General features: G+C 64.0%; 11 protein-coding genes. 6 read left to right on the forward strand and 5 right to left on the reverse strand.

Annotated elements, in window-relative coordinates:
* Positions 1 to 56 precede the first annotated feature (56 nt).
* The 4 genes from O7A61_RS00245 (at position 57) to O7A61_RS00260 (ending at position 4,756) form a co-directional block, all read left to right on the forward strand.
* The gene (locus O7A61_RS00245; protein ID WP_337127897.1) at positions 57 to 1,550 is read left to right on the forward strand and encodes an NAD-dependent succinate-semialdehyde dehydrogenase; all 1,494 of its coding nucleotides are present in this window, start codon (positions 57 to 59) and stop codon (positions 1,548 to 1,550) included.
* 36 nt (positions 1,551 to 1,586) lie between these two features.
* Entirely contained in the window at positions 1,587 to 2,966 is a 1,380-nt protein-coding gene (locus tag O7A61_RS00250) for an aspartate aminotransferase family protein (protein ID WP_337127898.1), read from the forward strand.
* 9 nt (positions 2,967 to 2,975) lie between these two features.
* Positions 2,976 to 4,079 carry an alcohol dehydrogenase family protein gene (locus O7A61_RS00255; RefSeq protein ID WP_337127899.1) on the forward strand — a complete coding sequence of 368 codons (1,104 nt, stop codon included), beginning with the start codon at positions 2,976 to 2,978 and terminating at the stop codon, positions 4,077 to 4,079.
* 182 nt (positions 4,080 to 4,261) lie between these two features.
* A complete protein-coding gene (locus O7A61_RS00260) occupies positions 4,262 to 4,756 on the forward strand; it encodes an aromatic amino acid lyase (RefSeq protein WP_337127956.1) in 495 nt (164 codons plus the stop codon).
* A 10-nt stretch (positions 4,757 to 4,766) separates the two neighbouring features.
* On the opposite strand, the gene O7A61_RS00265 is transcribed toward O7A61_RS00260, so the two are convergent.
* Positions 4,767 to 6,209, reverse strand: coding sequence for an NAD(P)-dependent oxidoreductase (locus O7A61_RS00265; RefSeq protein ID WP_337127900.1), 1,443 nt, complete (start codon positions 6,207 to 6,209; stop codon positions 4,767 to 4,769).
* A 52-nt stretch (positions 6,210 to 6,261) separates the two neighbouring features.
* Entirely contained in the window at positions 6,262 to 6,444 is a 183-nt protein-coding gene (locus O7A61_RS00270) for a hypothetical protein (RefSeq protein WP_337127901.1), read from the reverse strand.
* Between the two features lie 85 nt (positions 6,445 to 6,529).
* On the opposite strand from O7A61_RS00270, the gene O7A61_RS00275 reads away from it, so the two are divergent.
* Both O7A61_RS00275 and O7A61_RS00280 read left to right on the forward strand, forming a co-directional pair.
* On the forward strand, positions 6,530 to 8,383 hold the full coding sequence (locus O7A61_RS00275; RefSeq protein WP_337127902.1) for an ABC transporter ATP-binding protein: 1,854 nt from the start codon (positions 6,530 to 6,532) through the stop codon (positions 8,381 to 8,383).
* Complete coding sequence (locus O7A61_RS00280; protein ID WP_337127903.1) at positions 8,383 to 10,272, forward strand: ABC transporter ATP-binding protein; 1,890 nt, start codon at positions 8,383 to 8,385, stop codon at positions 10,270 to 10,272. Before O7A61_RS00275 ends, O7A61_RS00280 begins: the two co-directional genes overlap by 1 nt.
* A gap of 558 nt (positions 10,273 to 10,830) precedes the next feature.
* Here the strand turns inward: O7A61_RS00280 and O7A61_RS00285 are convergent.
* From O7A61_RS00285 to O7A61_RS00295, 3 genes are read right to left on the reverse strand one after another with little or no spacing between them, the layout of a single operon-like run.
* Positions 10,831 to 11,613, reverse strand: coding sequence for an ABC transporter ATP-binding protein (locus O7A61_RS00285; protein ID WP_337127904.1), 783 nt, complete (start codon positions 11,611 to 11,613; stop codon positions 10,831 to 10,833).
* A 10-nt stretch (positions 11,614 to 11,623) separates the two neighbouring features.
* The gene (locus O7A61_RS00290) at positions 11,624 to 12,487 is read right to left on the reverse strand and encodes an ABC transporter permease (protein WP_442921029.1); all 864 of its coding nucleotides are present in this window, start codon (positions 12,485 to 12,487) and stop codon (positions 11,624 to 11,626) included.
* A 28-nt stretch (positions 12,488 to 12,515) separates the two neighbouring features.
* Positions 12,516 to 13,523 (reverse strand): ABC transporter substrate-binding protein, encoded by a 1,008-nt coding sequence (locus O7A61_RS00295; protein ID WP_337127957.1) that lies wholly within the window; start codon positions 13,521 to 13,523, stop codon positions 12,516 to 12,518.
* Between the last annotated feature and the right edge of the window lie 59 nt (positions 13,524 to 13,582).

Genomic DNA, 13,582 nt, shown 5'->3' on the forward strand with positions numbered 1-13,582 from the left:
TGTCTGCCGCTGATGGATAGTCTCCCCGCATCAAACCGAACCGGGAGGCTTCGACCATGTCCGCGCATTTCGCCCGCTCGCATCGCCACGAAGCGCTAGACCGGCTCGCCGACCGCCGGCTGCTGCGCGAACTCGCTTACGTCGACGGCCATTGGACGGCGAGCGAGGCAGCCGCGAGCTTCGAGGTAACCGATCCGGCGACCGGCGCCACCGTGGCCTTCGTTGCGGCGCTCGATGCCGGGCAGACCACAAAGGCAATCGACGCCGCCGCGCGCGCCTTTCCGGCCTGGCGGGCGCTGTTGCCGCAGGAGCGCTCGAAAATCCTGCGGAAATGGTTCGACCTGATCATCGCGGCGAAAGACGACCTCGCCCTGCTGATGACATTGGAGCAGGGCAAACCGTTGAAGGAGTCGCTCGGCGAGATCGACTACGCCGCCTCCTTCATCGAATGGTATGCCGAGGAAGCGAAACGTCTCAACGCCGAGAGTGTCACCAGCCATCTGCCGAACGCGGAGATGATGGTGCGGCGCGAACCGCTCGGCGTCGTCGGCGTGGTCACGCCGTGGAATTTTCCGTCGGCCATGCTGACGCGCAAGGCAGCTGCCGCACTCGCCGCCGGCTGCACCATCGTCGCGCATCCCTCCTCGGAGACGCCGCTTTCGGCGCTGGCGCTGGCCGAACTCGGCGAACGCGCCGGCCTGCCCGCCGGCGTCTTCAACATCGTTACCGGCAAGGCCGCGACGATCGTTGGACGCATGTGCGAAGATCCGCGCGTGCGGGCCATGAGTTTCACCGGCTCGACCGAGATCGGCCGGCTGATCGCCGCGCAAAGTGCGCCGACGATGAAGCGGCTGGTGATGGAGCTTGGCGGCCACGCGCCGCTGATCGTCTTTGCCGACGCCGATATCGACAAAGCGGTGGCCATCGCTATCGACGCCAAATTCGCCACCTCGGGCCAGGACTGCCTTGCGGCCAACCGCATCTATGTCCAGCGTCCGCTCTACGACCGCTTCTGCGTCGCTTTCGCCAAGCGCATCGAGGCACTGCGGGCCGGCAATGGCCTGGCCGATGACATCGACATCGGGCCGCTGATGCATGAGCGCGCCGTCAAGAAGGTCGAGGAACAGGTTGCTGACGCCATGGCTCTTGGCGCACGTTGCCTCACCGGCGGCAAGCGGCATCAGGCCGGGCCGCTGTTCTACCAGCCGACACTGCTCGCCGATGTCGCCGACGAAGCGCTGATCATGCGCGAGGAGACCTTTGGTCCGATCGCCGCGGTGACACCATTCGACGACGAGGACAAGGTGATCGCCCGCGCCAATGCGACCGAATATGGCCTCGTCGCCTATGTGGTGACAGAGAACGGCGCCCGCCAACAGCGCATGGGCCGCGCGCTCGACTATGGCATGGTCGCCATCAACCGTGTGAAGATCACCGGCGCGCCGATCCCGTTCGGCGGCGTCAAGCAGTCCGGCATCGGCCGCGAAGGCTCGCGCCACGGGCTGGAAGCTTTCACCGACCTCAAATACCTTTGCCTGGATGTGGCGTAGGCTCGCACCCGGATCTCTTTCAAGGAGTCAAAAAAGATGCTCGACCAGTCCAACGAACTCGCCGCCTGGGATCGCGACCACTTCTTCCATCCCTCGACGCATATGGGCACGCATGCCCGGGGCGAAAGCCCAACGCGGATCATGGCCGGTGGTGAAGGCGTCACGGTCTGGGACAACAATGGCAAGAAGAGCATCGATGCCTTCGCCGGCCTCTATTGCGTCAATGTCGGCTATGGCCGCCAGAAGATCGCCGATGCCATCGCGACCCAGGCGAAGAACCTCGCCTATTACCACGCCTATGTCGGGCACGGCACCGAGGCCTCGATCACGCTGGCCAAGATGATCATCGACCGCGCGCCGAAGGGCATGTCGAGGGTCTATTTCGGCCTATCCGGTTCGGATGCCAACGAAACCAACATCAAGCTGATCTGGTACTACAACAACGTGCTGGGCCGCCCGGAGAAGAAGAAGATCATCTCGCGCTGGCGCGGCTATCACGGCTCGGGCGTGATGACGGGCTCGCTGACCGGGCTCGACCTGTTCCACAACGCCTTCGACCTGCCGCGCGCGCCGATCCTGCACACCGAGGCGCCCTATTATTTCCGCCGCGCCGACCGCTCGATGAGCGAGGAGCAGTTCTCGCAGCATTGCGCCGACAAGCTCGAGGAGATGATCCTGGCCGAAGGTCCCGACACGGTTGCCGCCTTCATCGGCGAGCCGATCCTCGGCACTGGCGGCATCGTGCCGCCGCCCGCCGGCTACTGGGAAAAGATCCAGTCGGTGCTGAAAAAATATGATGTGCTCCTGGTCGCCGACGAGGTGGTGACGGGTTTCGGCCGGCTGGGCACGATGTTCGGCTCCGATCACTACGGCATCAAGCCGGACCTGATCACCATCGCCAAGGGTCTGACCTCCGCCTATGCGCCGCTGTCGGGCGTCATCGTCGCCGACAAGATGTGGCAGGTGCTGGTGCAGGGCTCCGACAAGCTCGGCTCGCTCGGCCATGGCTGGACCTATTCGGCGCATCCGATCTGCGTTGCCGCCGGCGTCGCCAATCTCGAACTGATCGACGAGATGGACCTGGTGCGGAATGCGGGCGAGACCGGCGCTTATTTCCGTGCCGAACTGGCCAAGGCCGTCGGCGGTCACAAACACGTCGGTGAGGTGCGCGGCGACGGCATGCTGGCAGCGGTGGAATTCGTCAGGGATCGTGACGACCGTGTCTTCTTCGACCCTTCGCTGAAGATCGGACCGCAAATTGCCACGGCCCTTGCCGCAAGCGGCGTCATCGGCCGCGCCATGCCGCAGGGCGACATTCTCGGCTTCGCGCCGCCGCTGTGCCTGACCCGCGAGGAAGCCGACATCGTGGTGGCCAAGACCGCCGATGCCGTGAACAGCGTATTCGCCAATCTCTGAGACCGACCGATGAATGCCATGACCAAAACGCTCCCCGCCACCATGGCCGCCGTGCTGCTCACCGGGCACGGCGGACCGGAAAAGCTCGTCTACCGCACCGATGTCAAAGTGCCTGCGCCCGCTTCAGGTGAAGTGCTGATAAGGGTCAGCGCTTGCGGGATGAACAACACCGATGTCTGGGTGCGTCAGGGCGCCTATGGTACCGAGGAGAATGCGGACGCGGTGTCGACCTGGCGAAGGCAGGGCAATACGCTGACCTTCCCGCGCATCCAGGGCACCGACACGGTCGGCACCATCGTTGCCGTCGGCGAAGGCGTTTCGCCCGATCGCATCGGCGAACGGGTGATGGTCGATTTCTCCATCTACAACCGCGACGACGATTCACTCGCCGACATCGACTACATGGGCCATGGCCGCGATGGCGGTTATGCCGAATACCAGACCGTCCCGGCTGACAACGCGCATGTCGTCGACACCACCTTGAGCGACGTCGAACTCGCCACGTTCTGCTGCGCTTACCTTACCGGCGAGCAGATGCTGGAACGCGCCGCACTTAAGGCCGGAGAACGGGTGCTGGTCACCGGCGCCTCGGGCGGCGTCGGTTCCGGCATCGTGCAGCTGGCGCGGGCGCGTGGCGCCATTCCCTATGCCGTCGTCGGCAAAGGCAAGGAACAGGCAGTGCTCGACATCGGCGCCGAGGCGGTCATCACCCGTGGCGTCGCAGACCTGCCGCAAGCCGTGGCCGAAGCGACCAGCGGCCAGCCGATCGACGTGGTCGCCGATCTCGTCGGGGGCGCGATCTTCAACGATCTGCTGCGCATCCTGCGACCCGAAGGCCGCTACACCACCGCCGGCGCGATTGCAGGCCCGGTCGTCCAACTCGACCTCAGGACCATGTATCTCAAGCAGCTGCAGTTGCATGGTTCGAGCCAAGGCACGCGCGCCGATTTCCGCCGCATCGTTCGCTACATCGAGGAGGGCAAGGTCAGGCCGTTGGTCGGCGGCGTCTACAAGCTGTCCGATTTCCACCACGCGCAGGCCGATTTCATCGCCAAGGATTTCGTCGGCAAGCTGGTGGTGGTGCCCGACGCTGTCGCGGAGCGCCTCGCCTAGCCCCAAACCCCGGCCTTTCGCCCGCCTGCTGCTGTCATAATCGGAATGGCTTGCAGTCCTGCCAGCAAGGCGCCACAAACGGTGACGCTCGCAGCGCCACCGGCCCGGGCATCCGGTCACGGGATACAGGCGAGACATGACAGCCCGAATGATACTGCTCGACGCCAAGCCGCTCAGCGCGGCTGACGGCCTGGGAGCAGCTTGGCCAAGCGCTCGCGCATTGCGCGGTGGGCACCGCCAACCGCTGCATGAAGCTGATGTCGCCGACAATTGCGGAGCTGCCGCGCTTCCTGTCGGCCAGGGGCGGCAGCCGCCAGGGCTACGCTGAACTGCAAAAGCCGCTCGCCGCGCTGGAAGCCGAGATCCGGCATCTGGCCAACCCGATGTCGCTCAGCCCGCTTGCCGTATCGGACGGCATCGAGGACCAGTCCTCGATGGCGCCGCGGGTGGTGGCCAAGACCGCCGAGATTGTCGAACGCCTGCGCTACCTCGTGGCGATGGAGCTGATCTTCGCGGCGACGGGCGTGGAGTTGCGTGGCGTCGTCGACAGCATGGGCGAAGGACCGCAGCGCACCTTTGCCGCCATCCGTGCGCTCGTCAGCCCGCTCGACGACGATCGTGAGATGAGCGCCGACATGACACGGGTCGCCCGTATGGTGGCCGGTCCCCGGGATTGAGAGCTCCGGTCTATTGCTGGAAAGGCCCCCTGAGATCGAGGTTCTCGGCCAGAAGGCAGAAGCGGTCGATCAACCGGACAAGGTCTTCGCCCTGTTCGGCGACAATCGCGCCTCGCTCGGCAGGCGGAGTATTCGAGAGAGCTTTCCACAACCGGCTTTGGCGATCACAGAGATCCGCCAACTCCGAGCATTCGCTGGCGGTCAGTTTCAAAAGGTGGTCGGAGGTCACCGGTCCGATGCCTGGAGGCGTGGTCGCACCAACGGAAAGATAGTTTGGCGGCACGGTGCCTTTTGCGTTCGTCACTGTCTTGCGGCAGATGACATCGAAGATCTGGTCGACGGCCTGCTTGGCGCCGGCGACGCGCGAGGGATGATCCGTGTCGGCCGCCGCATGCGGCAGAAGCTCGAGCCTGGCGCCATGCCTCTCGACGAGATCGAGATAAGGCAGCATCGGGCCAGACAAGCTGCCAGTGGAGGCATCCCTGAACAGGTCGGCATCGATCGCGGCGTGGCGCACCTGCCCTGTATTCAGGGCGTCGCCCAGGGCCGCGACATCGACGAGCTCGCCGCGATCGTAGTTGACCAACACCGCACCGCCTTTCATGCGAGACAAAATGTCCGCGCCGATGAGCCCGGCATTGGCATAGCGGCCGGTCCGCGCATCCTGGTTGCCGAGGCCGACATGAACGCTGAGCACATCGGCGCCTGCAGCCGCGTCGGCGAGGTCCTCCGCAAATGCAAAGCCCTCGGCTTCTATCCAGTCCCGATGCCGGGGCCGCGCGTGGATCACCACGCGCATGCCGAAGGCGCGGGCAAGCTTGGCCACCTCCCTGCCGATATTGCCATAGCCGATGATCGCGATGGTCTTGCCTTCGAGCTTTCCGGTGGGGAAATCGCGCAGCTCCCTGCCTGTGTCGAAGAAGCCCCGCGCCACCCGGTCGTGAAGCATGCCGACCGGGAGATCCGGCAGCACTTTCAGGATCGCCTTCATCACCATCTGCGCGGTTGCGCGGCTGTTGATGCCGGGCGTGTTCATCAGGACCGCCGAGCCGCCCTCGCCACTGCCGCCGCCCCACGAGCGCGAGCCCATATTGCCGGTGCCGGCGCCGATCCGCACACCGGCCAGCGGAAAGACGGTCTCTGCCGGCAGGAAGGTGGCGGCGGCAATGACGGCGTCATAGCGTCCGTCGCCGGCGGCTCCGATCAGCTCTTCGCGGGTGCTGAGATCCGGCTGGTAGAAGAAATGCACTCGGCCAGGTTCGAGAGCGGTCTTGTCGCCAAGTCCGGTCGCATGAAAGCGGCCGCCCTTGGCCTCGATATGGGCACGCACCTCCGAAGGGTCGGGTTTTCCGTCAGCATCAAAGCGCAGGCCGATCAGATCGCAGATCAGAACGGCGTAGGCGCGTTGCGGATCGATCGATTCAACGGCGTGTGTGTCTGTTGTCGCGGTCACGTCGTTCCCTCATGAAGGATGGAAGCCTACTGGAAGAGCAGGCGCTGAATAGTCAGAACCTATCCGCCCGCAAAGTCGCGAGATCGATCACCGGCGGCAGACCAGCGGCGAGTTGCGACACGATCTTTCCGGTGACCGCTTCGCAGATCAGGCGCTGATGGCCATTGCCGAGATGGCACCCGGCACCGCCTTTCAGGTACAGTGTGATGCCGTGATTGACCCCTTGAACGGGCAAGCCGGACGCGCGTAAAATCGCGCTATCTGATTGAGTCTGCTACATTCGTTCGGACTAATGTCCGGATTGGTCTGGGTTATTTTCCTTGCACACGGATGCAACCAGCGCGGGCAAGCGCGGCAAATCATTTGCCCATGTGGCGGAAGCCTCCTGGGGCAAGGGCCTCAGCACGTTGCTGCGCATTGTGCGCATGACGCTGCGCCATCCCGGGCAGGTTGCCATCACCCTTATCTCGACCTTTGTCGCAGCGACGCTGCAACTCTTCATTCCGCGCCTCTTGGGCCGCGCCATCGACCAGGCGCAAGGGGTGATGGCCGCGGGTGCCGGCATCGCGGCCGAACAGGCGCTGTGGACTACCGCGCTGACCCTGCTGGTCGTCAGCATCCTGCGCGGCCTCTTCGCCATGGCGCAGAACTACTATGGCGAGGCCGTCGGCCATCAGACCGGCTATGAGCTGCGGCTCGCCTTCTATGAGAAGATCCAGCGGCTGAGCTTTTCCTTCCACGACAAGGTCCATACCGGCGACCTCATCACGCTCGGGCTGCTCGATCTCGACGGAGTGCGCATGTTCTTTTCCACCGGCATCCTGCGCGTGGTGCTGCTTGGCGTGCTGATCGGGGTCGGCGCCTATTTGTTGATCAGCACCGATCTCGTGCTCGGATTGTTGAGCCTCAGCTTCGTGCCATTCGTCGCCTGGCGCTCCTCGGTGACGCAGCTCCGGCTGCGCAGCACCTGGCTGACGCTGCAGGAGCGGCTGTCGGTGCTGAGCCGGGTGATGGACGAGAATCTCGGGGGCATCCGTGTCGTGCGCGCCTTCGCGGCACAGCGGCATGAGCTGGCAAAATTCGATCGCGCCAAGCAGGATGCGCTGGAGCTCGCCAATGAGCGCGTCGACATCCGCGTCTCCAACACCAGCGCCATGAATTTTTCCTTCCTTGCCGCCATGGGCCTGGTACTGTGGTTCGGCGGCCAGAAGGTGATCGCGGGCCAGATCAGCGTCGGAACGCTGGCCCAGTTCCTCACCTTCATGACCATATTGCAGATGCCGGTGCGCCAGCTCGGTCTGATGGTCAACTCCTTCGCGCGCGCCTCGACCTGTGGCACGCGGCTGTTCGAACTGCTCGACGCAGAGCTCGACATCAAGGACGCGCCGGGTGCCAAAGATCTCGTCATCTCCGACGGCGTGCTGCGCTTCGACAATGTCGGTTTCCGCTACGAGGGCGCGGGCGAACGTCCGACGCTTTCCGGCGTTTCCTTCGAAGCCAGGCCCGGCGAGACCGTCGGCATCGTCGGCCCGCCGGGCAGCGGCAAGTCGACCATCGCGCATCTGATCCCGCGCTTCTACGACGTGACCTCTGGCGCGATCACCATTGACGGGCAGGACATCCGCAAAGTCACGCTGCAATCGCTGCGCAAGGCAGTCGGCGTCGTGCAGCAGGACGCGTTCCTGTTCACCACCTCGATCGAGAACAACATCGCCTATGGCAATCCCTGGGCGCGCGAGACCCGCATCGGGCAAGCCGCCGAGTATGCCCAGTTGCACAATTACATTATCGGCCTTCCGGCCGGCTACACCACGGTCGTCGGGGAACGTGGGGCGTCGCTTTCCGGCGGCCAGCGGCAGCGCCTGACCATCGCGCGCAGCCTGATGCTGCGGCCATCAGTGCTGGTGTTCGACGATTCCACCGCAGCCGTCGACGCCGGCACCGAGCAGCGGATCCGGGCGGCGATGAAGCGCTTCGCCAGGGATCGCGTGACGCTCATCATTTCGCACCGGCTGAGTTCGCTGATGCATGCCGACCAGATCCTGTTCGTCGAGGGCGGCCGGATCGTGGAACGCGGCACGCATGAAGAATTGCTGGCGCTCGGCGGACGCTACCGCGCGCTTTACGACCTGCAGCTGCGGCCGGACGACGATCGGCTCGAGGGGGCCGCCTGATGTCAACGCAGGACGACGAGAAGGAAGACACAAGCAGACGCCCGACCAAGGTGGTCGTCGGCTCGCACCGCGATGAGGAAGAGGTCTTCGGCAAGGCCTACGATCCGCGCATCATCAGGCGCATCTGGAGCTTCGTCAGACCGTACCAAGGCCGAATTTTCATCTCCGTTGCCGCGGTGCTGGTGTTTACGCTGACGCAGCTGGCGATCCCGCTGGTCATCCGCTACGCCATCGATCACGGCATGGCGCCAGGCAGGCTCGACCGATCGGTAATGATCTCCGCGATCGTCGTTTTTGCCGTCATCATCCTCATCAACTACGCCGCCAGTCATGTCCAGGAGAGCGTCGTCGGCAAGGTGGCCGAGAACGTGCTATCCGACCTGCGTCGTGCCATGTTCAGCCACCTGCAGCGGGTCTCTCTAGGCTTCATGGACAGGACCGAGGTCGGCCGGCTGATGTCGCGCCTGCAGGGCGACGTCAATTCGATGCAGGAATTCCTCGAGACCTCCGTGATGTCGGTGGGCGACATCGTGCTGTTGTTCGGCATCGTCACCGTCCTGCTGTGGCTCGACTTCCGGCTCGGCCTGCTGACGCTGTCGACCATGCCGATGCTGTTCATCGTGCGCCTGTTCTGGCTGCCGCGCGCCAAGGTCGCCTTCATGGCCGCCCACGAGACCAACTCTATCGCCAACGGCGCGCTTGCCGAAGGCATCCATGGCGTGCGCACCGTGCAGAGCCTGGAGCGCCAGCACGTCAATTTCGACCTCTACGACGAGAAGGTGCTGGCCAATCTCAACGCGCATCTGCGATCGGCGAGATACGCGCAGGTGATGGTGCCGATCGTCGATACACTGACCGGCATCGCCATGGCGACCGTGATCGTCGTCGGCGGGTCGATGGTGCTGTCGCACAGTCTCGACATCGGCGTGATGGTGGCGTTCCTGTTCTACATCCAGCGCTTCTTCGACCCGATCCGCTCGCTCACCATGCAATACAGCGTCATGCAGCGCGCCATGGCGTCGGGCCAGCGTATCTCCGAAGTGCTCGACGTGCCGGTGGATGTCAGCGACAAGGAAAATGCGGTGGCACTGTCGCGCGACATGGACGGTTCGGTCGAGTTCCGGAATGTCACTTTCGGCTACCGCCCGAACCAGCCGGTGCTGAAAGACATCTCCTTCCGGGTCAATCCGGGCGAGACGGTCGCGCTTGTCGGGCCCACCGGGTCGGGCAAGTCGAGCTCGATGGCGCTTGTGCACCGCTTCTACGATGTCTGGTCGGGCGAGGTCCTGGTCGGCGGCCATGATGTGCGCGACCTGACGCAGGACTCGCTCGGCGACCAGGTGGCCATGGTGCTGCAGGAACCGTTCCTGTTCTCCGGCACGGTGCTGGAGAATATCCGCTATCACAAGACCGGTGCCAGCCGCGAAGAGGTGGTGCGCGCCGCCCAAGCCGTCGGTGCGCACGACTTCATCGAGCAATTGCCCGACGGTTACGACACCGAGCTCGAGCAGCGCGGCGGCAACCTCTCGCTCGGCCAGCGCCAACTGATCAGCTTCGCGCGGGCGCTGGTGGCCGACGCCAAGATCCTCGTCCTCGACGAGGCCACGGCCAGCATCGATTCCTACACCGAGATGCTGATCCAGAAGGCGCTGATCAAACTGCTGGAGGGCCGCACCGGGCTGGTCATCGCGCATCGCCTGGCCACCATTCGCGGCGCCGATCGCATCATCGTGCTGCAGAATGGCGAGGTCGTCGAAAGCGGCAACCACGAGCAGCTGATGAAGAGGAAAGGCCTTTACGCCCGCCTCTACAACATGAACTACGCTTCCTTCGACGACATTTCCGAGGAAGAGATGGAAATGGACACGGCGGCCGGCAAAGCAACGTAAGCCCGTGCTGGCGGGTTCGAACGGACGGATTGCTTCCATACCCTTTGCCGAGAAGACCTTATTTGCGAGATCCGCTGATCTGGCCGCTGACCTGCACGGCGTCCTCGGGACCGTGAAGGCCCGATTTCGTGAAGGAACGTGGGCAGGGAGGCGCGCGTTCTTCCCAATGTCTCGACTAAAAAGGAGACATGCTTATGGAAAAGCGAAACGTATTCCTCTGTTCCATCGTGTTGACGTTGGCCACGAGCGCTGTCCCGTTTGCCACAGTCGCCGATGCCGCCGTCGCCAGGCACCACTATGTCCGCGTCACCACCGCCCATAATGGCCACACGCACACCGCGAACCGCGGACACAGACACCGTTACGGTTGGGTTGGAAGCGGTTGGACCGGGGAGAATTCGACCGACAACAGCAACTGGATGGACAGCTATTACAATGGTTACGGCAGTTACCGTGGGTATGCCGGCGACTTTTGCGGAACCATCGCATGGACGCTCGGCATATGCAGTCCCCACGGCCCCTGATTTCTGACCGCCGGTGGGGCCAAGGTTGCTGGCATTACGTCATTTCGGGACGTCTTGATGCCTCGCGGATCGCCTTGTGCACGCCGCGCTGCAAATCCATGAAGGCAGGAGTTTCCATCACCTCTTCCCGGCGCGGTCGCTCGATGTCGACGTTGAAGGTCTGCATGATGCGCCCGGGGCCGATCCCCATGACGACGATGCGGTCCGAGAGGTAGACGGCCTCCTCGACGTCATGCGTGACAAACAGCACGGTGAGCCGATGCTCTTCCCAGATCTGGGTCAGCAGTTCCTGCATCTGGTGCCGCGTCAACGCATCGAGCGCGCCGAAGGGCTCGTCCATCAGCAGCATCTTCGGGCGATAGGAAAGCGCGCGCGCGATGGCGACGCGCTGCTTCATGCCGCCCGACAGTTCGGACGGGAAGCGATCAGCGCTTTGCGACAGCTTGACGAGGTCGAGATGCTCGAGCGCGATCTCGCGGCAGGCGGAGCGATCATAGCCGGCGGCCTTGAGGGCAAACTCGATGTTCTGCCGCGCCGTCAGCCAGGGAAGCAGCGTGTAGGACTGGAAGACGACACCACGGTCGAGACCCGGTTGCAAGATCGGTGCGCCATCGATGCTGAGGTCGCCGGCGTCAAAATCCTGCAGTCCGGCGACGATCGACAGCAACGTGCTCTTGCCGCAGCCCGACGTGCCGACGAGGGAGACGAACTCGTTGTCGGCAAGGTCGAGATTGATGTCCCGCAGCACTTGCGTACGCCGCTCTCCGGTGCCGAAGCTCTTGTCGAGACCGGCGATGCGCAATTTGGGAACTGTCATCGGCGGTTCCTCATTGCGGGTGGCCTTCCTGCCGGAACAGTACCTTCTCCAAGGCCTTCATGACCTGGTCGGTGATGAGGCCGAGCACGCCCAGGAGCAGGATGTAGCCGATGATGGTGTTTGTCTGGAAATAACGCTGCGACACGGTGATGCGATAGCCCAGGCCGGATGTCGCCGCGACGAGTTCGGCCAGCACCAGCCAGGTCCATGCCCAGCCAAGGCTGATGCGCAGCGTGTCCCAGATGCCCGGCAAGGCACTGGGTACGACGATGCGCGTCAGGATCTTGCGGTCCGGCAGACCGAGCGTGCGGCCAAGGCCGATGAAGTCGGTAGGAACCCGTTTCACATTGTCCATGACCATCAGCACTTGCTGGAAGAAGGTGCCGATGAAGATAATCAGGAATTTCTGGGTGTCTCCGGTACCGGCCCACAGGATGGAGAGCGGCACGAAGGCGACAACCGGCATATAGCGGATGAAATCCACCAGCGGCTCGATGGCCGCCTCCCAGGAGCGGAAACTGCCGATCAGCACGCCGATCGGTATGGACAATGCCGAGGCGAGGAGAAAGCCGATGGAAATGCGGTACATCGAGGCCCTGAGGTCCAGCCACAAGGTGCCGTCGGCCGCGAGCTTGGCGATCTGGGTCACGACGCTGCCTGGCGACGGCAGGAAGATGGGTTTCACCCATTCCAGCCCGGTCGCCGCCCACCAGGCGAGACCAAGGCCGACAAAGACAGCCACCGCTATCGCCAGGAAACGCGACCTGGCGATCGGCACGCCGATCCCGGAGGATCGGCGACGCCTCGCCGGTTTTGCGGCGGGCGCCGGCGTCGGGCGGGCCAAACCGGTTTTCGCGGGAGGCTCCCCGGACATCTGCGTTACCACCGCGATCCGGATCTCGTCATTGCGCCGCCTTGACGAAGGACGGGTCGATCATCTGCTCCGGCGTCACATCGGCCTGAAGCAGCTTCGCGTTCTTGGCCGCCGCTTCGACGTCGGCGAATGTCTTGGTGGTAAAGTCACCGGTGAGCGCCGTCTTGTTTTCGGCCAGGGAGTAGTAGCGCACGCCGTCGAAGGCGGTGTTGAGGTCCTTGACGTCGGAACCGACGGCTTTGGCGATGATGGCGCGACCGCCTGATGTATCGGCCTTATAGTCCTTGAGTGCGGCGTCCCAGCTCTTGATCATCGCCAGCACCTGGCCGGGCCGCGACTTGATCACCTCGTCGCGCACCACCAGCACGTCGCTGATCAGGCCGGGATCCTCGCCGGCGGTGAACAACAGCTTGACGTCCTTGTTCTGCGCCATGGCGACAGTGAGGTACGGCTCGTAGGTGACCGCGACCGGTACCTGGCCCGCGATCAAGGCACTGCCGGCGTCGGCGGCAGGCATTGGAACCGGCTGGATATCGGCCACCGACATGCCGTTCCTGGCGAGCGCGTATTTGAGCAGGATGTCGCTCGTCGTGCCTTCCTCGAAAGCGACCTGCTTGCCCTTGAGATCGGCGATGGAGGTGACGTCCTTGCCGGCGACGATGGCGTCGGCCGTCATGGAGACATCGAGCAGCAGCACGATCTTCACCGGCAGGCCGGCCGCAACCATGCCCATCGCCGTGTGTGTGGCGATGTTGGCGGCGTCGAGCTGGCCGCTTGCGAGTGCGGCGTTGATATCCTTGTCCTCGGCGAAATTGACGATCTGGACGTCCGACAGGCCGTTTGTCTTGAACAGGCCCTTGGCGTCGGCGACGTGCCACTGGCCATATCCAAGCCAAGGCTCGATGCCGATCTTGAACGGACCGGCCTCGGGCGTCGTGGGAATGGCCGCATCGGCCGCATGGGCCGCCGGGGCGGCGGTGAGCCCGACCGCAACGGCCATCACCAATGCGCGAAATTGTCCTGCTAGGTTGAGCATCATCTTTCGTTCCCCTTGATGATCAGACCGCTTTTTACCCAGGCATCCGGTCTGGTGAG

Source organism: Mesorhizobium sp. Cs1321R2N1, assembly GCF_037179725.1.
Taxonomy (GTDB): Bacteria; Pseudomonadota; Alphaproteobacteria; order Rhizobiales; family Rhizobiaceae; genus Mesorhizobium; species Mesorhizobium salmacidum.